This window comes from Pseudomonas baltica, from assembly GCF_014235765.1.
In the GTDB taxonomy this organism is placed as follows: Bacteria; Pseudomonadota; Gammaproteobacteria; order Pseudomonadales; family Pseudomonadaceae; genus Aquipseudomonas; species Aquipseudomonas baltica.
In genome coordinates, this window is sequence record NZ_JACMYH010000001.1 from 870,286 (window position 1) to 889,927 (window position 19,642).

16 protein-coding genes are annotated in these 19,642 nt (G+C 60.1%); 1 reads left to right on the top strand and 15 read right to left on the bottom strand.

The genetic code is table 11. The features are described 5' to 3' along the window. Nucleotides 1-11: 11 nt before the first annotated feature. From H7993_RS03855 to rfbB, 13 genes are all read right to left on the bottom strand, one after another. The gene (locus H7993_RS03855; RefSeq protein WP_185793499.1) at nt 12-1,019 is read right to left on the bottom strand and encodes a lysylphosphatidylglycerol synthase transmembrane domain-containing protein; all 1,008 of its coding nucleotides are present in this window, start codon (nt 1,017-1,019) and stop codon (nt 12-14) included. An 8-nt stretch (nt 1,020-1,027) separates the two neighbouring features. Beyond that, nucleotides 1,028-1,795, bottom strand: a complete 768-nt coding sequence (gene rfbF, locus H7993_RS03860) for a glucose-1-phosphate cytidylyltransferase (protein ID WP_122714167.1) — start codon at nt 1,793-1,795, stop codon at nt 1,028-1,030. A gap of 10 nt (nt 1,796-1,805) precedes the next feature. Next, nucleotides 1,806-2,774: a glycosyltransferase family 2 protein gene (locus H7993_RS03865; protein WP_185793500.1), complete on the bottom strand. Its 969-nt coding sequence runs from the start codon at nt 2,772-2,774 to the stop codon at nt 1,806-1,808. A gap of 20 nt (nt 2,775-2,794) precedes the next feature. Next, entirely contained in the window at nt 2,795-3,607 is an 813-nt protein-coding gene (locus H7993_RS03870) for an NAD-dependent epimerase/dehydratase family protein (protein WP_185793501.1), read from the bottom strand. Then, nucleotides 3,604-4,686: a CDP-glucose 4,6-dehydratase gene (gene rfbG, locus H7993_RS03875; RefSeq protein WP_185793502.1), complete on the bottom strand. Its 1,083-nt coding sequence runs from the start codon at nt 4,684-4,686 to the stop codon at nt 3,604-3,606. Before rfbG ends, H7993_RS03870 begins: the two co-directional genes overlap by 4 nt. A 219-nt stretch (nt 4,687-4,905) precedes the next feature. Further along, nucleotides 4,906-8,064 carry a glycosyltransferase gene (locus H7993_RS03880; protein WP_185793503.1) on the bottom strand — a complete coding sequence of 1,053 codons (3,159 nt, stop codon included), beginning with the start codon at nt 8,062-8,064 and terminating at the stop codon, nt 4,906-4,908. A 68-nt stretch (nt 8,065-8,132) separates the two neighbouring features. Beyond that, nucleotides 8,133-9,854 carry a class I SAM-dependent methyltransferase gene (locus tag H7993_RS03885; RefSeq protein WP_185793504.1) on the bottom strand — a complete coding sequence of 574 codons (1,722 nt, stop codon included), beginning with the start codon at nt 9,852-9,854 and terminating at the stop codon, nt 8,133-8,135. Next, nucleotides 9,854-11,068, bottom strand: coding sequence for an ABC transporter ATP-binding protein (locus H7993_RS03890; RefSeq protein ID WP_185793505.1), 1,215 nt, complete (start codon nt 11,066-11,068; stop codon nt 9,854-9,856). Before H7993_RS03890 ends, H7993_RS03885 begins: the two co-directional genes overlap by 1 nt. Beyond that, nucleotides 11,065-11,859, bottom strand: coding sequence for an ABC transporter permease (locus H7993_RS03895; protein WP_185793506.1), 795 nt, complete (start codon nt 11,857-11,859; stop codon nt 11,065-11,067). The genes H7993_RS03890 and H7993_RS03895 overlap by 4 nt, the downstream gene beginning before the upstream one ends. Nucleotides 11,860-11,861: 2 nt before the next feature. After that, nucleotides 11,862-13,223 (bottom strand): phosphohexomutase domain-containing protein, encoded by a 1,362-nt coding sequence (locus H7993_RS03900; RefSeq protein ID WP_185793507.1) that lies wholly within the window; start codon nt 13,221-13,223, stop codon nt 11,862-11,864. 141 nt (nt 13,224-13,364) lie between these two features. After that, nucleotides 13,365-14,810: a mannose-1-phosphate guanylyltransferase/mannose-6-phosphate isomerase gene (locus tag H7993_RS03905; protein WP_122478398.1), complete on the bottom strand. Its 1,446-nt coding sequence runs from the start codon at nt 14,808-14,810 to the stop codon at nt 13,365-13,367. A gap of 256 nt (nt 14,811-15,066) precedes the next feature. Continuing rightward, complete coding sequence (rfbD, locus tag H7993_RS03910) at nt 15,067-15,966, bottom strand: dTDP-4-dehydrorhamnose reductase (protein ID WP_185793508.1); 900 nt, start codon at nt 15,964-15,966, stop codon at nt 15,067-15,069. Beyond that, nucleotides 15,963-17,033, bottom strand: a complete 1,071-nt coding sequence (gene rfbB, locus H7993_RS03915) for a dTDP-glucose 4,6-dehydratase (RefSeq protein ID WP_185793509.1) — start codon at nt 17,031-17,033, stop codon at nt 15,963-15,965. Before rfbB ends, rfbD begins: the two co-directional genes overlap by 4 nt. Nucleotides 17,034-17,405: 372 nt before the next feature. Here rfbB and H7993_RS03920 point away from each other — a divergent pair, with 372 nt between their 5' ends. Beyond that, a complete protein-coding gene (locus H7993_RS03920) occupies nt 17,406-17,735 on the top strand; it encodes a YceK/YidQ family lipoprotein (protein ID WP_122478402.1) in 330 nt (109 codons plus the stop codon). Between the two features lie 18 nt (nt 17,736-17,753). Here the strand turns inward: H7993_RS03920 and H7993_RS03925 are convergent, their stop codons facing one another. Continuing rightward, on the bottom strand, nt 17,754-18,632 hold the full coding sequence (locus H7993_RS03925) for a PhzF family phenazine biosynthesis protein (protein WP_185793510.1): 879 nt from the start codon (nt 18,630-18,632) through the stop codon (nt 17,754-17,756). Between the two features lie 394 nt (nt 18,633-19,026). Continuing rightward, a complete protein-coding gene (recR, locus tag H7993_RS03930; protein WP_185793511.1) occupies nt 19,027-19,629 on the bottom strand; it encodes a recombination mediator RecR in 603 nt (200 codons plus the stop codon). Nucleotides 19,630-19,642 lie beyond the last annotated feature (13 nt).

Sequence of the window (19,642 nt, forward strand, 5' to 3'; positions counted from 1 at the left end):
TAGGGTCTTGATCACTTGCGGGCGGCCTTGAACAGAGCCGGCCGGGACCAGATGGCCAGAGCACCGACGATGGTGGTCGGCAGCCAAAGCGCCAGGTGTACGATCACGGCGTAACTGCCCGCTTGCGCGGAGGTACCGCCGATCAGGGAAACTGCAGTGAATGCCGCGAGGTGGAACGGACCTACATAACCGGGTGAAGACGGCGCAAGCGTGGACAGCGTGGTGATCGCCATGACCAGCAGAGCCATCAACGGCGTCGCCTCGAGGCCAAGACCTTGCAGGGCGAAATAGAACAAGCCCGCCTCGCCCATCCAGACCAGTACCGACAACAGCAGCATCGAGCCCAGCACGCGCGGGCGCGACATCACGTCGAAGCTTTCGAACAGGCCAGCGATGGTGCGGAAGATCTGCTGCAGTTTGGCCGAGCCCCTGCTCGCTTCAGTGCCGCCGCCCAGCTTGTTGAACAAGCGCGCGAAACTGCCGGAGAAGAAGAAGCCTACGGCCAGGGCGATACCACCCAGCAATGCCAGCACCACTGCGCTTTCGCGCAATGCAGGCGGAACTTGCAGCGTCTGAATGGCGAGCACGCCCAGGGCGAGGCAGGCCAGCAGTGTGACCAGGTCGATCAGGCGCTCGACCACCAGGCTGGTCGCCGCTGCCGTTTTGGTTACGCCCATGGCACTTGGGAATACCAATGCGCGAACAACGTCGCCCAGACGTAGCGGCAGCACGTTGTTGAGCGCAATCGCACCCAGAAACGGTGCGGCGCAATTCTTGAAGCTGACCTTGCTGCCCGTAGCCGAAAGCATCACTGACCAGCGGAAGATCCGCACGCAGTAGCCGAACGCCAGGGACAGCACACCCAGGATCAGGTAATGCCATTCGAACTGCTTGAGGGCGTCAACTACTTCGGAGAACTTCACCAGACGGAAAATCGCCGCCAGACAGATGAGCGTGATGCCGCCCCCTATCAGGTGCTTGATCCAACGCCTTTCTTTTACCGCTGTCGCTTGAGTCATGTGTTTGCTCAGATCCGCCACGGGGCTTTGTTGGCGGCCCACAGGGCTTCGAGCTCGCGCTTGTCACGCAGAGTGTCGCAAGGCTGCCAGAAACCTGTGTGGTGGAATGCTGAGAGTTGTCCGTCCTTGGCCAGGTTTGTCAGCGGCTCGCGCTCCCAGGAAATGCTGTCGCCATCGATGTATTTGATGACTTCGGGCTCAAGGACGAAGAAGCCGCCGTTGATCCAGCCAATCTCGTCGCTTGGTTTTTCCTCGAAGCTCGACACGGCATTGTGGGCGTCGATGTTCAGCACGCCGAAACGGCCAGGGGGCTGGACCGCAGCAACGGTGGCCAACTTGCCGTGCTGGCGGTGAAACTCTACTTCGGCACTGATGTTGATGTCGGACAGGCCGTCACCATAAGTCAGGCAGAACGTTTCGTTGTTCAAATAGGGAGCAACGCGCTTAAGACGGCCACCGGTCATCGTTTCCGGGCCAGTGTCGACAAGTGTTATTTTCCAGTCTTCGGCCTGGCTGTTGAGGATCTGCGTATCGCCGGTGGACAGGTCGATAGTCATGTCCGACATGTGGCGGTAGTAGTTGAAGAAGAACTCTTTGATGACATAGCCCTTGTAGCCCAGGCAGATGACGAAGTCCTTGATACCGTGGTTGGCGTACGAACGCATGATGTGCCACAGCAGCGGCTTGCCGCCGATCTCGACCATCGGTTTTGGCTTGGTGTCCGACTCTTCTGCGATGCGAGTACCCAGGCCACCGGCCAGAATGACAGCTTTCATATTACGCTCCTTATAATTTGAGATCGGAGGGATCGAAATTGAGACTTTGCTGGATCACCGCGACAGGGTCAGCGCGCAGGACCAGATAGATACGCAGAATGTATTCGCCGATGATACCCAGCAGAAATGAATTCAAGCCGATACCGAACAACACCAGGATGTGGATGCTGGCAAGACCAGGCGGCAGTTCAGGATGGAATAACCTGAGGACCACGTAATAGAGGGCGCCAATCAGGCTCGCTGCCAGGATCAGACTGCCGACGAAGGAAGCGGCCCGCAGTGGCACGGTCGAATGGTTGAACACCGCCGTAAGACCCAGGCGAACCAGACGGTTGACGTTGAACTTGCTCTCACCAGCCACTCGCGCGTCGCGGTCATAGGCGATGCCAGTCTGGTTGAAACCTATGCCTGCGATCATGCCCCGCAGGTACGGGTTGGCGGTCTTGGTCTTGAGCAGTACGTTGACTACCTTGCGATCGATCAGGCGAAAATCGCCGACATCGCGAGGAATGGGATGCTCGCTGACCTTGTCGATTGCCCAGTAGCCCACACGACGGAAGTTGTTCAGCAGCCAGCTCTCGGGGCGCTTGCGGCGCACGCCATAGACGACGTCGAAACCTTCCTGCCAGCGTTCGAAGAACGCCTCCAGCAATTCGGGCGGGTCTTGAAGATCGGCATCGATCTGCATGACGGCATCACCGCTGGTATGCATGTAGTTAGCAAGAATCGAACGCTGGAAACCGTAGTTCTTGGAAAACCGGATGGCGCGAACCCGCGGGTCGGTTGCGGCCAGTTCGGTAAGCATGTCCCAGGTTGCGTCATCGGAGTGGTTGTCAGAGAACACGAACTCCAGGTCGCAGCGACTTTCCATCTTCGTGCCTAGTGCAACCAGGCGCTTGTAGAGGTTCGCGAGATTGCCCGACTCGTTGAGGACCGGGATCGATATCGAAACCAAAGGCTTTTTGTTTGATTCAAGCATGTGCGTATCGAAACCTTGCATTAACCATTCATCCTTGACTTCATGTATTCAACGACCGCTGGCAGCGTGTCTCTGAACGTATGGGTCTTGAGTGATGCAGGGACGCTGAAGACCCTGTCGAAATTGTCCTGCGCAGGTTCCGGTATGGCGCCTACCTGCAGAAGATGAGACTTGCCCTGGGAGTCGAAGACGGCCTGCGCGAGGCTGCGCAGGGTGACTGGTTGGCCATGGGCCAGGTCTACCGGACCGACAACGTCGTTGGATACCAAAGCCTTGATGGCCCTCGCGTCATCTTCGACATGGTGATATTCACGCAGTTGCTTGCCCAAGGTCATGGCAAAGACAGTGTCACTGCGCAGCGCAGTCAATATCTGCCCCAGGAACATGAACGAACTGGGCTCACCCTCACCGTATTGCGTGTGGATACGAACATGCGTCGCCCTCGCACCGGCCGCGTTGGCCTGCTCGACGAATTCGCCGAGCCTGACCTTGCTCTTGACATAGCGATTGTCGGTCAGGCCATGTTCCATGGCCGTACCGAACGTGACGACTTTCGTTCCGAGAGCTTCAACGCCTTCGATCACCGTGCGCGGCAGGTGATAGTTGACTGCCAGCAACGCTTCGTCGCTCAGGCGCGGGTCCAGCAGACCCGAACAGACGTAGATAACCGAGGGTGCAGATTTAACTTGGGAAAAGTACGACCTGACAGCGTCGGCACCTGCTGTTGGCCAAGCCTCATAATCCGCCCTGGCGAGGCAGACGAACTCGGTCGGCTCGTAGAGCGCAGACAAAGCCTGACCCAACCTGCCCCGTCCGCCCAGGATATAGATCACTCCTGAATGCCCGCGCGCCATTCGTTGACCTGGGCCAACGTGATCTCGCGGGCTTTTTCTGGATTGGCGTAGAAATCGCGATACCAGATGGCTGTCTGCCGAACGACTTCCTCGGTATCCCACACGGGAATCCAGTTCAGCTGGTTTCGCGCGATGGAGCTGTCCAGCGCCAGCGAGCCCGCCTCGGGCAGTGGGTTGTCCATGTACTTGAGGTCGGGGCGCTGCCAGTGCTCGCTCATGAGTTCCAGAACGCTTCTGACCGAGTACTGCTTGAGTTCCTGAGGACCGAGGTTCCAGGCCTTGGCGACGCGCTGCGGGTTATCTGATGCCAGTTCACCGAGGATCACCAGATAACCATGTACCAGCGCCAGGACGTGCTGCCATGGGCGAGTCGCGTCCGGGTAGCGCAGGGTCATCGGCTGACCTTCGATAGCGGCGCGGACGAAGTCAGGCACCAGGCGATCTTCCGACCAGTCGCCACCTCCGATGATGTTACCGCCGCGGGCGGTGGCAATCGCCGGCCCCTGCCCTTCGGAGAAAGGATAGGAAGCCGCATAGCTCTGAATGATCATTTCAGCTGCAGCTTTAGAGGCGCTGTACGGATCCTTGCCACCCAGCGGGTCGTTTTCGCGGTAGGGCCAGGCCCACTCGTTGTTCTTGTAGACCTTGTCAGTGGTGATGCACAGCACACCACGCACGCTTTTGACCAGGCGTGCCGCTTCCAGCACATGAGCGGTGCCCTGGGCATTGACGAGGAACGTCTGAACCGGCTCGCGATAGGATTTGCGCACCAAGGGCTGGGCGGCCAGGTGGAGAATCAATTCAGGCTGAAAGGCTTCGACGGCCTTGTGCAATGATTCGAAATCACAGATGTCGCCCAGCGTACTGTCGACGTCCTGATCCAGACCCATTTGCTCATAGAGCGAAGGGGATGTATCAGGAGCCAGAGAATAACCGGCAACTTTCGCACCGATAGATGTCAACCAAAGGCATGCCCAACTTCCGGTAAAACCGGTGTGTCCCGTTACAAGAATTTTCTTGCCAACAAGTTGGTTTTCGATCTTCAGGCTGGATGTCATCACACGTGCACCGTCAATGGTTTAGTTCGGTCCTGACCCACGAACGGGAGAACGCATATAGCCGCCAATAATACCTTGGAAACAGCCATTTGGGTATCACAGGGGCCGGCCGATAGCCGCCCCGGCGCCCTGCCATTGCCCTGGTCATTGGCTATGAACGCCACCAGGGCAATGCTTTGAAGGACTGCAAGGGGCAACATCAGCGCCCCCTTTGACACCTCAGCATTCCTGCCGAGTGCGCTCCGTTTCCTGCGCGGTATCGAGCGCGGCATCGGCATGGGCGATCGTCGACGGCGCTGTCTGTTCGATACCGAACAGCGCTTTCTTCAATTGCTCCGCACTTTGCTTCCAGGTCAGCCACGGCATCTCGTCGGAACGAATGGTGTTGCCCTCGGCATCGTTGCGGACCCACTGGTGCACGGCATCGGCCAAGGCCCGCGGCGTATCCCCTTCGAAGAAGGCGGCATGTTCCCCTGCTACCTCACGGAACACTGGCAGAGCGCGCGCGAGGATCGGCAACTCGTGCTGGGCGGCCTCGATCAATGGCAGACCGAACCCCTCTCCTTCCGAAGCGGCAAGCAGGCACGACGAAGACTCGTACAGCTTCTCGAGGTATTCGTCGCTGATGCCTTCCAGCCAGAACAGGCGCTTGTTCAGCTGTGGATGCTTGCGCAGACTGGCCGCGAGCTTCTCGACCATCCAACCTTCCTTTCCGACGAAGACCAAGTTCAGCTCCTCGCCCTCGCCCCACAACAGGTCGAATGCCGCCAGCGTTTGGGCGTAACCCTTGCGCGGCTCGATGGTGCCTACCGAAAGGAAGCTCGGTGCACTGCGCAGGCGTGCGAGAATCTCGGCTGCCCCGTCCGGCATACCGCTGCTGGGCACCGACGAGTTCAGGTCGGCGCCCAGGTGGAACCAACTGGTTTCCAGGCGTTTGTGATCCGGACGCGGGGCGCCGTGTACAGCCAGCCAATACTGAAGGTCGTGAGCAACGGCCGCAGAAATGCACAGGGCAGAATCGGCTTGGGTGATTTCATACAGCCACTGGGCATGGGCATCCTTGGTACCTGGCGGGAAGTGCTCCTCGAACAGGATGGGGATCAGGTCGTAGACAACGAACGACGTTCTTACGCCCCGCTCGCGCATACGAGCAAAGACCTTGGCCTTGCCGCCTTCCACGGTGTACGAGCCGCAGAAATCCAGGCCTAGGAACTGCTCTCCAGGCTGCATGTCAACCGGGTCATCGCGCAGCCATTCGTTGGCGCAGCCCATGAGCGTCATCATGAAGCTGCGCGCGTAGCGCCAGTGCCATGCACCACCCACGTTACTCAGCAGCACAGGCTCGAACAGGTAGCCTGGCGGCGGCGACTCGATCAGTGCCAGCAGTAACGCGCGTACCACGCGCTGAATGCCGGTGCGCAAATCAACGCGCGCCATGGCAGATACATCGACATAGATACGACGCAGGCCGATGGTCGGTGGCTGGTTGAGCGCGATGCACTTGGAGGTTTCAAGGATATCGACGTTGGCTTCGTCGCTGGCGACGACGTTGGCCACCGACGCCACGAAGGTCTTGTAGCGGCTGTGTTCTTCGTAGTGAGCTTCGATTCGCTCCATGTACAGCTTGGCGCACTGTGCCGGGGCGTGATCGGCATGCACAAAGGCGGCAGCCCGGTCGCCCAACTTACGGCAGAACTGGGGGTGACCGCGCAGTTGCTCAAGGGCATCGGTCAACTGGCTGTCGCTGAACTGGTCAGGCAGTTTGATCAATACGTCATCGGGCAGATCTGCCATTGCGCCGTTCGCGTTGACTATCGTACCTAAGCCGTAGTTGAAGCAATCAAGCACGGCCGCCGATGTTTCGCCGCGTGACAGCTCACGTAGCTGCACGCCCACGTCCGCCGCAGCCAGATACAGCTCGTAGGTCGAGTTGTCGGTCCAGCCGACGATATTCACGCCTGAAGCTTGCCTGCGCGCCTTGAGCTGTTTCTCGATGGCCTGGCCGTAATCGGACGCTTCGTTCTGACCTACGAAGAACAGCTTGCACTTGCGGTCCTGGCTCAAAACCGCAGAATCTTCCCACGCCGTGAGCAAGCGATGGTTGAGTTTGGTTTTGCCCATGAAACCGAAGGTGCACACCACGAAGTCGTCGGGCTTTAAGCCCAGTGCCTTACGTGCTCTGGCCCGGTCGGGTGCAGCCGCAGGAACACGCAGCAGAGGAATCATGGAGCAGTGTTCCGAGTTGCCATACCAGTGCCGCGCCAGCAACAGTGAGTATTCGGAATGCACGATCACGCCAAGCGCCTTGCTGAGCACGCCCAGGCTGCCCGGATAGCGGGGAAGCGTGTCATGCACGCCGTCCTCGAAGAAGTCCGCTACCGCCTTGTAACCATGGCCTTGATACAGCTCCTGTACCCATGCGCCGGGTTTGAGCCCATGAGCCTGGCGATACCAATGCACGTTGCCCAAATAGAAATCGTGCAACACCACGATGCCTGGAATGTCCTCGAGCAACTCGAACATGAAGGCATGCATCGGGTTGTTGCCTAGGTGATAGATAACCCGCTGATAACATGTGGCATTTTCCCGGAACCAATCAACGGTGCGCAGTGTGCAGTTGTCCAGCACCCACGCGTCGGTTACTTCCAGATGGCCCGTCACCACGTCGATATCATAGTAAGCGCTGAGCTCGGGAAGCAGCTCGGCGCTGTACCCGGCAATGCCACTTTTCTGTGGTGGCAAAGGCGAAACATAAGCCAGGCGATGACGCAACGCCGGCTTCTCCAATGGGGGAACGCCACTTCGCTCCAACAGCGCGAGCACTGTCAACGCGTCGCTACGCAGGTCTTCTTCGTTGAAGTCGGTAGCCGAATCGGTGGTCAGCGAAATGATCCGCCCGATAGGTATGTCCAACGCCTGGCTGACGGTTCCAGCTTCCAGCGGGCGCAGCAGCAAGATGCTGTGAGTCTGATCTTCCCGTTCGAACTGATGCACCCACTGCGGGCGCGGCACGCCATCTTCGAACTCGCTCGCGCTTTCGACGATCACGCCGATCGACATACCGCTGGGCAACGCACTTATTAGCGACGCAGCTTCAATGCTGGTAGTGGCGCATGGGTGGGACAGCAGCAACAGGTCCGGCTCGAGATTGGCCAGGAAGGTTTCCCGCACCAACTCGGCTACCTTGGCGCGCCCGCCGTTTTCGCCATGCTGCAGGTCAATAGGCCCAGGCGCCGACCAGACACGAATGTTCTCGCTGGGTAATATACCGTGAAACTTCGCACGAATGGCTTCGATGGTCCCGTCGAGCAGGCTGCTCAGGGCCAGGAATATTTCGTGCTCTCCGCAATTTTCGACCAGGCTTTCTACAAGGTCCATGACGTAGCAAGGCGACTCGGAGGTAGCGCAATGAACCTGAGCGCCCTGCATGTCTATAACAATCCGCATTAGCCCCGGTCCTTTTGATCAATAGCTTTTTTCAGGTCGTGATAAATCTGACGTGCTTCGACCGACAGGCCCTCCAGGTGCGCAGGCACTGAACTGTCCGAAGGAAGACTGGACGCCAGCGCGGCATCGGGCATCATTCCATGGTTGTGCACGACGCTCTTGAGTGCCATGTACAGGCGCGGAGAACGTTTGAGGGCGGTGTTGAGCCGCTGATGCAGCATCGGGCGGCCCAGCACGAACTGGACAGCCGCGCCCAAGACCTTGCGACCAGAGCCGCGCACGATCCCCACCGCTGCACCGGGGGCGGTGCGGACCGTATGGACCGACCAACGGGCCGGACTGGTAACGCGCCAGAAGGTACTGCTCTGCATCTCCTGTAGTTGCTGCTCGTAGGCCACGGCGCGCAGATACCAATGATGGGCATGCCCCAGCGAAGCGTTGAGTTCGCTGCGAACCTGCTCCAGTTCCTGCACCGCGTTACTGTGGTGCTCGTGGGCTTGCGCCAGGCTGTTCTGCAAGTGGAAGCAACGCTGTTGCAGCTCGATCACGCTTTCGCTGAACCGATGCTGGTGCGCCTCCACTCCCTGGCTGAATCTTTGCTCCTGCGCGAAGGACGCTTCGATGATGCGCTGTTCCTGTGCCCCTAGCGCATCAGTGAAGCGTTGCTCCTGAGCAATGACCAGATCCTGGAAGCGTTGTTCCTGCGCCAGTAAGGCTTCGGTGAAACGTTCTTCCTGGGCCAGCACCGCACCCGCGAAGCGTGCTTCCTGGGCCTGGGCTTCCTGACTGAAGCGGTCTTCGTGAACTTCGGCCGAATGCTGAAAATTCTCGTGCAGCAGCTTCAATTGCTCCGCGTGGTGGGCATGGATACGCTCAATCGCGTCCTGCAGACCTGGATAGCTAACATACTGCTCGCCGGGGTCCTGGCCGGGATTTTCCGCCAGCTTGGTTTCCATCGCGCTCAAGCGCTGCTCGATCGCATGGTCGTAACGCATTGCCAACTCGTGCAGCGCGACGCCATAGGCCACGTCGAACGCAGACGCAAAGGTCTCGAGCTGTTCGGCAGCAGCTGGCTTTTGCGCAACTACGGCGTAATCCGGGCTAGTGCCCGAAATCACGTCCCACACCCCGATTTTCTGGTCTTCGGCGCGCAGTTCGGAGCGCTCTTGAAGGCGGACGATTTTAGCGCGGGCAAACCCCGAATGCTCGGCCAGAAACGACAGCAGCAAACCCGGCAGTGGCCGTTCGTGGGTCGGGTCAAGATAGAACGTATTGGTCCCCACGACGAGACTTTCGGCATTCGGCGTTTCAAGGATCAGCAGCCCGGCTGGGCGCAATACGCGCTGGGCTTCGGCCACCACTTCCTGAAGAACGGGAAAAGGAATGTGTTCGGCAATGTGAAAGCCCGTCACGGCCACCAGGCTGTTGTCCGGCAGCTCCTTGAGCGCGGCAAGGGCATCTGCGTTACGCGCAGGCAAACCCAACGCCTGGCAGGCCTGCAGCATCCCCTCATCCAGGTCTACACCCACGGGAGCGTAACCTTCACGCTGAAGCAACTCTAGCCATTCGCCACGACCGCAGCCTAGATCCAGTATCGGATAATCTTGATAAAGGTCTTTGAGCGGGTCGAGAAATGGCAAATAGACTCGCAGTCGCTCGGTGATCAAATCCCGAGATCCGCGATAGCGGTCTTCGAAAGCGCGATAGAAACTGTCGTCCATCACTTGCACTCCACAGTCGGAGGTATCCAGGCCAAGCCGACGAAGCTGCCTTTGGACATGTTGACTACGTTGAACAGCAGCGCTAGATCGCGCCATTCGTAATTGTCGGCGATATGACTATCGGTGGCGTGCAGTGCGACGGCCACGGAATACGAACCCACACCCAACATGGCCGGGAAGCGAAATTCATATGTCAAGACTTCGCCTTCCTGCAGGTCGGTTCGCACGCACTTGAGATGGTGAGTGTTGGTGCCGAAGACATCCTGACCCAAGCGATCCTTGATCACATAGCCAACAACCAACTCTGGCAGTTCAACGTTGATCTTGACCTTGATGGTCAGGCACACCTCCTCGCCCACCGCTATGTACTCGACCGGGGCACCTTCGGTGTTGTAAAGCGTTACGCTGTCGATAGACGCCTTGCCACTACCAGATTTGGTCTGGCGACCGCCATCGGCCAGCGTGTTGACTTCGACCACCGAGTTTTCTTTCTGGGCAATGATCGCGTTGTAGTAGTCCATGACTTCTTCAGGCGGGCCATCCTTGATGATGGTGCCGCCATCCAGCAGGATCGCACGACTGCACAGCGCCTGAATCGAGCCCCTGTCGTGGGACACGATCAGCAAGGTTGTACCCGCTTTCTGGTACTCCTTGATGCGCCCGAAGCTTTTGTGCTGGAAGTAACTGTCACCAACGGAAAGGGCCTCGTCGATGATCAGAATTTCCGGGCGGAATGCAGTCGCTACCGAAAACGCCACACGCATCTGCATACCGCTGGAATATGTCCGTACCGCGTGATCGAAGTACTCGCCGATTTCGGCGAAAGCCTCGATGTCATCGATCGCGCCATTGATCTGGCTGGCATTGAACCCCATCAGACCTGCGGCGTGATAGACGTTCTGCCGCCCTGTCAATTCAGGGTTGAAGCCCATCCCCAGCTCCAGAATGGCAGCAATGCGGCCATTCACCTGGACCGTTCCCTCACTGGGCTGCAGAGTGCCAGTGATCATTTTCAGCAATGTGGACTTGCCCGCGCCGTTCTGGCCCACCAAGCCAATGGCTTCGCCAGCGCCCAGTTCGAAGCTGATGTGCTTGAGGACCCAATGCTCTTCGGTGGGTTTCACAGGAAGGTAGAACCAGCGCGCCATGCGCTGCCACTCCGAGCGATAGGTGCGATACGCCTTGCCCAGATTGGTGACGGCTAGAAGTGTCATAGCGAATCCACCATTTCTGCCGATGCGCGACGGAACAGGAACAAGCCCACCAACATCAAGGCAGAAGCGATCAAGACGGTGATGCCAATTTGTTGGATGTCAGGCGGCACTTTGTAGACCAGTACATTGTGGTAGGCGGCAACGATGGGATACATCGGGTTGGCGTCCAGCGTGCCACGCAGGTACTCGGGCACGATGTTTATCGAATAGACGATCGGGGTGAACCAGAACCACACCTGCAGAATGATCGGCATGACCTGACCGATGTCGCGGACGAATACGTTCAGTACGCCCAATATCAGGCCAATGCCGACGGCCAAGGCAACGACGGTCAGCGTCAGAGGGATCAACCAGAACATCTGCATGTTCGGCGCATGACCCAGCGCAGCGAATATGATCAACACAGCAGCGAACAGCAGCAGATTATTGAGGATGGCAGAGCCAACAACGATGATCGGCAACGCAATGCGCGGAAAGCGCATCTTCTTCATCAGGTTGCCCTGCTCGATGAACACCGTCAGGCAGCGCCCGACGATTTCCGCGAACAGGTTCCAGGCCAGGATGCCGGCAATCAGGTACAGCGCGTAGGCGTACTTGTTGTCGATGCCCGGCAAGCGGGCGCCGAGCACGTTGGACAGGATGAGCGCGTAGATGGCGACCTGGGCCAGCGGATGAATGATCATCCAGAGGCCACCCAGTTTGCTGCGCGCAAAGCGCGCAACGAACTCGTTCTTAATGGAAGTTACAATGAAGCCTCTGTAGTCCCAGATGCCTCTCAACATGCCAAACATAATTATCCTTTGATCAAACGCTCTATTTCAGCAACACGCTGGGCCACCAATTCTTCGCTGCCGCGGCTTTCCACGTTCAGGCGCAGCAGTGGCTCGGTGTTCGAACCTCGCAGGCTGAAGCGCCAGTCGGCGAACTCGACGCTGATGCCGTCGGTGCGGTCGACGTTGGGGTTCTGTGCGGTGTAGAACGCGAGGATCTTCTCGATCGAGCCTTTGACGTCGGCGACTTCGTAGTTGATCTCGCCGCTGCACGGGAACGCCTGGATGCGTTCGTCCACCAGTTGGGCCAGGGTCTTGCCGGTGACGCTCATCAGCTCGGCCACCAGCAGCCATGGGATATTGCCGCTGTCGCAGTAGGCGAAGTCGCGGAAATAGTGGTGGGCGCTCATCTCGCCGCCGTAGACGGCGTCTTCGGCGCGCATGCGCTCCTTGATGAAGGCGTGGCCGGTCTTGCTCTGGATGGCGACGCCACCGGCGGCTTCGACCTGTTCGATGGTGTTCCAGGTCAGGCGCGGGTCGTGGATGATCTTGCTGCCGGGGTGCTTCTTCAGCAGCATTTCAGCCAGCAGGCCGACCAGGTAGTAGCCCTCGATGAAGCGGCCCTTGTCGTCGAAGAAGAAGCAGCGGTCGAAGTCGCCGTCCCAGGCGATACCCATGTCGGCGCCGTTTTCCAGCAGGGCCTTGCGGGTCAGCTCGCGGTTTTCCGGCAGCAGCGGGTTGGGCACGCCATTGGGGAAGTTGCCGTCTGGTTCGCCGTTGATGACGATCAGTTCCAGTGGCAGCTTGGCCTTGAGCAGTTCGATGGTCGGGCCGACGGCGCCGTTGCCGGGGTCGGCCAGCACCTTGAGGGGCTTGAGCGACTTGACGTCGATGTAGGTGAGCAGGTGCTCGATGTAGGCGCTCTTGTCGAACACTTCGCGCACGTGGCCAGCGGTGGCGGCCTTGTCGTCGAAGCTGCCGGCTTCAACGCGGGCACGAATGGCGTCGAGGCCGGTGTCGCCGCTGATCGGCTTGGAATGCTCGCGCACCAGCTTCATGCCGTTGTAACCCTTGGGGTTATGGCTGGCGGTGATCATGATGCCGCCATCGGCCTTGAGGTGGCTGGTGGCGAAGTAGACTTCTTCGGTGCCGCACAGGCCCAGGTCGAGCACGTCGGCGCCGGCCTCGGTCAGGCCCTTGATGAGGGCGGCGGCCAGGCCTGGGCTTTCCAGGCGCATGTCGCGCCCGACGACATAGGCTTTGCCGTGCAGTTCGGACACCAGCGCGCGACCGATACGGTAGGCGATGTCGTCATTGAGGTCGGCGGGGACTTGGCCACGAATGTCGTAGGCCTTGAAGCAACGGGTCTGGAGAGGGGGATACATGGCAATCGCTCGCTCTATGTGGCCGACGCGCGATGAGCGCGGACGTCGGTAGATTGGACGGTCGCTGACGAACGACCAGCGCAGTTCGGCCCCTGCGCATGCATTGGAGGCACGCGCAGAGGCCGAAGCGGGGTTTATCGGTCAGGCCTTGTCAACGCGGCCGTAGACGTCTTCGAAACGGACGATGTCGTCCTCGCCGAGATAGTCGCCGCTTTGCACTTCGATCAGCACCAGGTCGATCACGCCCGGGTTCTTCAGGCGATGCTGGTGGCCGGCACGAATGAAGGTCGACTCGTTGGTGTTGAGCATCAGCTCGCGGTCGTCGTTGACCACCACGGCCATGCCGCTGACGACGATCCAGTGCTCGCTGCGGTGATGGTGCATCTGCAGCGACAGCGACGCCTGGGGCTTGACCACGATGCGCTTGATCTTGAAGCGCTCACCCTCTTCCAGGGTGGTGTAGGTGCCCCACGGACGGTGCACGGTGCGGTGCAGCTTGTGCAGGTGGTGGCCGCTGGCCTTGAGCTGGCCGACGATGTGCTTGACGTCCTGACCGTGATCCTTGTGACTGATCATCAAGGCATCCGGGGTGTCGATGACCAGCAGGTCTTCGACGCCGACCAGTGCGGTCAGGCGGTCTTCGCTGTGGACGAAGTTGTTGCGCGCATTGTGCGAGAGCACTTCGCCTTCGAAACGGTTACCGTTTTCGTCGGCGCCGGTCAGTTCACTGACGGCGTTCCACGAACCGATGTCGCTCCAGCCGATGTCGCACGGCACGGTGGCGACTTTGTCCGAGCGCTCCATCAGGGCGTAGTCGACCGAAATATCCGGGACCTGGGCGAACGCGTCGGCGTCCAGTGCCAGGCAGCGGTAGTTCGGTGCTTCGGTCAGGCGCGAGGCTTCCTTGACGGCAACGGCGGCGGCAAGAACGTCCGGCGCGTGTTTTTTCAGTTCTTCGAGGACGCTGCGGACCTGGAAGCAGAACATGCCCGAGTTCCAGAAGTAGTTACCGGCGGCAACGTAGCCCTTGGCGGTTTCCAGGTCTGGCTTCTCGACGAAGCGCGCGACTTTCAGGGTACCTTCCAGGCCGGTGCCGACGCCGGCCTCGATGTAGCCAAAGCCGGTTTCAGGGTACTGCGGCTGAATGCCGAACGTGACCAGCCAGCCTTCGGCCGACAGCTTGACGGCTTTGGCGACGGCGGCGGAGAACGCGGCTTCGTTCTGGATCAGGTGGTCGGCCGCCAGCACCAGCATGTGGGCGTCGGGACCGTGGGAATCGTTGAGTTGCAGCGCGGCCATGGCGACGGCGGCGGCAGTGTTGCGGCCGAACGGCTCGAGGATGAAGCCCTGGGCGTGGCCGGTCTTGTTGACGGTGCGGTATTCGTCTTCGGTCTTGAACAGCAGCTCGCGATTGGTGACGGTGAGCACTTCGGACACACCTTCGAGCTTGGAGGCGCGCAGGAAGGTCTTCTGGATCAGGTTCTGGCCGTCAGGCAGTGCCATGAATGGCTTGGGATGGGCCTCGCGGGAAACGGGCCACAACCGGCTGCCAACGCCGCCGGAAAGAATAACGGGGATCAGGTTCATGCGTATTGGATCCTTTGTTTGCCGGTGTAGCGGCACTGTGAAAATCGATCTGTAGACCAGCTGTACATGGGGTGGAAACCACCGCTGCGCATCGAAGATCTGGCGGCTCCCTGCGCCGCAGACAACATATACGTCAAACCCTGAAGCCGCTCGCTGCTGATGAGTCAAGGAAGTGGCGGCTAGAATATCAGGAAATCCGGGGCCAAGCGCAAATCGTTCGCGCTTGGACACCTGGCCTGGCCCAGTAGTTCAGCGATCATTGCTTGGTGCTGATCTCGGCCAGCATTCGCTTCACGCCCACTTCCCAATGCGGCAGCGTCAGGCCGAAACGCTCGGTCAGTTTGGTCGTGTCCAGGCGCGAATTCAGCGGGCGCAGGGCGGGTGTCGGGTAGGCACTGGTGGGAATGGCCTCGACCGTTTCCACGGCCAGCTTGGTGCCTTGGCGGCGGGCGTTTTCGATGACCAGCTTGGCAAAGGCGTGCCAGGACGTTTCGCCCGTAGCGGCGAGGTGGTAGGTGCCGGCCAGGTCAGGGTTCGCCACGGCCATGGGAATGGCATGGGCGACGACGTCGGCCAGCAGCTCGGCGCCGGTGGGTGCGCCGATCTGATCGCTGATGACGCTCAGGCTCTTGCGGTCCTTGGCCAGGCGCAGCATGGTCTTGGCAAAATTGTTGCCACGGGCTGCGTAGACCCAGCTGGTGCGGAAAATCAGATGCTTGCAGCCGGACTTGCGAATGGCTTCTTCGCCGGCCAGCTTGCTCGCGCCGTAGTAGTTGACGGGGACCGTGGTGTCGCTCTCCTGCCAGGGCTTCTCGCCCGTGCCATCGAACACGTAGTCGGTGGAGTAATGCACCAGCCAGGCGTCCAGATCGAGCGCTTCACGGGCGAGCACGGCGCTGGCCTGGTGATTGATCAGGTCGGCGGTGTCCTTTTCGCTCTCGGCCTTGTCCACGGCGGTATAGGCGGCAGCGTTGACGATAACGTTCGGCGCGATGCGCCGCACCGTTTCGGCCAGCCCTTGAAGCGATGCCAGGTCTCCGCAGAGACCGGCTTCATCGATGTTCCTGCCCAGTGCGACTACCTTGCCCAGCGGCGCCAAGGCACGCTGCAGCTCCCAACCCACCTGACCGTTCTTGCCCAGGAGCAATATTTTCACAGTTCACGCCCTTGATAATTCGTATCGATCCATTGCTGGTAGGCGCCGCTCTTCACGCGGTTGACCCATTCGGGATTATCCAGATACCACTGCACGGTCTTGCGAATACCGGACTCGAACGTTTCTACCGGCGTCCAACCCAGCTCGCGCTGGATCTTGCTGGCGTCGATGGCGTAGCGAACGTCATGGCCGGGGCGATCTTGTACGTGGGTGATCAAATGCGCATGAGGACGATGGGGTGACTGCGGGCAGAGCTCGTCGAGCAAGGCGCAGACCGTGTGCACGACTTCGATGTTCTGTTTCTCGTTGTGGCCGCCGATATTGTAGGTCTCCCCTACCTCACCTTCGGTCACCACTTGATACAGCGCACGTGCGTGGTCTTCGACATACAGCCAGTCGCGAATTTGATTACCTTTGCCATAAATGGGCAAAGCCTTGCCTTCCAGGGCATTGAGGATGATCAACGGAATGAGTTTTTCCGGGAAATGGCACGGCCCATAGTTGTTCGAACAGTTGGTGATCAACGTCGGCAGCCCGTAGGTGCGCTGCCAGGCACGGACCAGGTGATCGGAGCTGGCCTTGCTCGCGGAATACGGCGAGCTGGGCTGGTAAGGCGTGGTTTCGGTGAAGAGGTCTTCCGGGCCTTCGAGGTCGCCATACACTTCATCGGTGGAGATGTGGTGGAAGCGGAAGGCGGCCTGGGCCTCGGCGTCGAGTTGCGACCAGTATTGGCGCGCGGCTTCGAGCAAGGTGTAGGTACCGATCACGTTGGTTTCGACGAACGCGGCAGGCCCGGTGATCGAGCGATCGACATGGGATTCGGCAGCCAGGTGCATGACCAGATCCGGCCGGTGCTCGGCGAACACTCGATCCATCTGCGCGCGGTCGCAGATGTCGACGTGCTCGAAGGCGTAGCGCGGTGTGCGCTCGCTGCCCATGAGCGAATCCAGATTACCGGCGTAGGTCAATTTGTCGACATTGACCACGGCGGCGTCGGTATTTGCCAGGATATGGCGAATGACTGCCGAGCCAATGAAGCCTGCACCACCGGTTACGAGGATTTTCACGTTAAACGACACCATCGAGTTAAAGAAGAGACGCGCTGGATCGATTCAGGGCGCGTCTGACGCATGCATGATTTTCAAAGGCCGGATGATACCAAACCACCCAAGGCCTGTCCCCACGGCACATACGGGCCGACAGCGAGGTTTGTAACACCGGTTGAACACACTGCCAAAAAAGTTGTTACGAGAGGTAACCGATCTTTCACATCTGGCGTATGGATACCGAGCCTGTTCGATTTGCGAGGCAATGGACAACGCATTTCGTCTTTTCGTAAATGACAGTTCCCTTCATCTGACGAAAGGCGCAACACGACCCTGGCGAAACCGGTTGATGGAAACGGTTATAGTGCCGATCTCACACAAGGAGTGGCAGGAATGAAAGCGTTGATAGGCGTCGTTGTCGCGGGACTGCTGGCGGGTTGCGGCACGATCAATACGGTGTTTCGCGATGATGTGGTGACCAGCGACAACTTGAAGGAAGCCGAGTCGTTCTGCGGTGCTGTGCCTCGGGTGTACAGCGGCGTGGTCTATGACTTCTGCCTGCTGCATGGCCAGGCGCCCAAGCCCGGCCACTCGCGCAGCGGACCGCAGATGAGTTTCGTCGCGCTGGACATCGGCGTCTCGGCAATCCTCGACACGCTGATGCTGCCCTATACGCTGTATCGGCAACACAACGATGGCGGCATCGAGGTGGTGGGTCGCTGACCGCTGCCCTTGGGAACCCTAGGGATTGAGGAAGCCGTCGAGGCAGGTCACAGAGGCACCGGTGACCTTGATCGACTGGTCGCTGATCGACAGCTGCATCTTGCCAGCGCGACCCAACGCAGCGCCCTGGGCGACTCGCAGCTGGGAGCCCAGCGAGGCGGTCTGCCCGGTGGCACGGATGAACGCGGCGACCGCCCCGCCGCCGCTGCCGCAGGCTGCATCTTCTGTGATGCCGCAGGTGGGCGCGAAGGTGCGGACTTCTATGTGCTCGTTGCTGCCTTCGGGGTGCGGGCCGAAGATCACCACGCCGGTGGTGCTGGTGCGGTGGTCGTTGATGGCCATGCGCGCCAGGTCAGGGATGACCGCCAGCACGGTTTGTGCGTCGCGCAGTTGCACCACCAGCCAGCGCGGGCCAACGGTCACGAAGCACGGCCTGCGGTCGCGCACCACGCTTACCCCCAGCACAGCCTGCAGCTCGCGATGATCACTGTCGTTGACTGGCTGGATCGTTGCGGGCGGCAATTCGAAGGTGATCAGCTGCGAGCCATCGGGCTGGCGGACCACATCAAGGTCGATCAGACCCAATGCACACTCCTGCACCAGACGGCCGTTGCGCGGCTCGATCAGGCCGGCTTCCATCAGGGCGTGGGCGCTGCCGAGGGTGGCGTGGCCGGCGAAGGGTAGCTCGGAGTTCGGGGTAAAGATGCGGACGCGGTAGTCCGCTTCAGGGCGAGTGGCGGGCAGCACGAAGGTGGTTTCGGAGAGGTTGTTCCAGTGGGCGATTTCTTGCATCTGTTCGCGCGTCAGGCTTTCGGCCTGCAGGATGACCGCCAGCGGATTGCCCTTGAAGCGCTGGGTGGTGAAGACATCGACTTGCTTGAACGCTAGACGGTGCATGGTCGGCCCTGGAAATGGAGGTGTAGAGACGTGACACAGGTTCGCATGTTTTATGTAGCAGCGGCGCAAGCCGCGTCCGGCAGCACCGCGATTGTTCCGACCTACCGCGTGTACCGCCGACGCGGCTTGCGCCGCTGCTACAGGGGTGTGTGGCGCAGGTTCGCATGTTTTCTGTAGCAGCGGCGCGAGCCGCGTCCGGCAGCACCGTGATCTTCCCGGCCCACCGTGTGTGCCGCCGACGCGGCTTGCGCCGCTGCTACACGGGTGTATGGCACAGGTTCGCATGTTTTATGTAGCAGCGGCGCGAGCCGCGTCCGGCAGCACCGTGATTCTTCCGACCCACCGCGTGTGCCGCCGACGCGGCTTGCGCCGCTGCTACAGGGGTGTGGGTTGGTTAGAGGGTGATGGGTCTGCGGCCGGCGAAGGAATGGGCCAAGGTACCGCCGTCGACCAGTTCCAACTCGCCACCCAAGGGAACGCCGTGGGCGATGCGTGAAGCCACCAGGCCTTTCTTCGCCAACAGCTGGGCGATGTAATGAGCTGTGGCTTCGCCTTCGACAGTCGGGTTGGTCGCCAGGATGACTTCGGCGAAGGTGCCCTGCTCGTCTATACGGCTCATCAGTTGCGGGATGCCGATCGCCTCCGGGCCCAGACCGTCGAGGGGCGACAGGTGCCCCTTGAGCACGAAATAGCGGCCGCGGTAGCCGGTCTGCTCAACAGCATAGACGTCCATCGGCCCTTCCACCACGCACAGCAGCGTATCGTCGCGACGTGGATCACCGCATTGCGGGCAAAGTTCTTCTTCGGTGAGGGTGCGGCACTGGCGGCAATGGCCTACGCCTTCCATGGCCTGGCTCAACGCCTGGGCCAGCCGACTACCGCCGCTGCGGTCGCGTTCGAGCAGCTGCAGGGCCATGCGCTGGGCGGATTTCTGGCCAACGCCGGGCAAGGTGCGCAGGCTGTCGATCAGTTGACGGATCAGTGGGCTGAAGCTCATGGAAGGCGGCCTG

Excerpts from the sequence above, each read along its gene's own strand:
- H7993_RS03855 (WP_185793499.1), bottom strand. The coding sequence starts at position 1,019 with ATGACTCAAGCGACAGCGGTAAAAGAAAGGCGTTGGATCAAGCACCTG.
- rfbF (WP_122714167.1), bottom strand. The coding sequence starts at position 1,795 with ATGAAAGCTGTCATTCTGGCCGGTGGCCTGGGTACTCGCATCGCAGAA.
- H7993_RS03865 (WP_185793500.1), bottom strand. The coding sequence starts at position 2,774 with ATGCTTGAATCAAACAAAAAGCCTTTGGTTTCGATATCGATCCCGGTC.
- rfbG (WP_185793502.1), bottom strand. The coding sequence starts at position 4,686 with ATGACATCCAGCCTGAAGATCGAAAACCAACTTGTTGGCAAGAAAATT.
- H7993_RS03880 (WP_185793503.1), bottom strand. The coding sequence starts at position 8,064 with ATGGACCTTGTAGAAAGCCTGGTCGAAAATTGCGGAGAGCACGAAATA.
- H7993_RS03885 (WP_185793504.1), bottom strand. The coding sequence starts at position 9,854 with ATGGACGACAGTTTCTATCGCGCTTTCGAAGACCGCTATCGCGGATCT.
- H7993_RS03890 (WP_185793505.1), bottom strand. The coding sequence starts at position 11,068 with ATGACACTTCTAGCCGTCACCAATCTGGGCAAGGCGTATCGCACCTAT.
- H7993_RS03895 (WP_185793506.1), bottom strand. The coding sequence starts at position 11,859 with ATGTTTGGCATGTTGAGAGGCATCTGGGACTACAGAGGCTTCATTGTA.
- H7993_RS03900 (WP_185793507.1), bottom strand. The coding sequence starts at position 13,223 with ATGTATCCCCCTCTCCAGACCCGTTGCTTCAAGGCCTACGACATTCGT.
- H7993_RS03905 (WP_122478398.1), bottom strand. The coding sequence starts at position 14,810 with ATGAACCTGATCCCCGTTATTCTTTCCGGCGGCGTTGGCAGCCGGTTG.
- H7993_RS03920 (WP_122478402.1), top strand. The coding sequence starts at position 17,406 with ATGAAAGCGTTGATAGGCGTCGTTGTCGCGGGACTGCTGGCGGGTTGC.
- H7993_RS03925 (WP_185793510.1), bottom strand. The coding sequence starts at position 18,632 with ATGCACCGTCTAGCGTTCAAGCAAGTCGATGTCTTCACCACCCAGCGC.
- recR (WP_185793511.1), bottom strand. The coding sequence starts at position 19,629 with ATGAGCTTCAGCCCACTGATCCGTCAACTGATCGACAGCCTGCGCACC.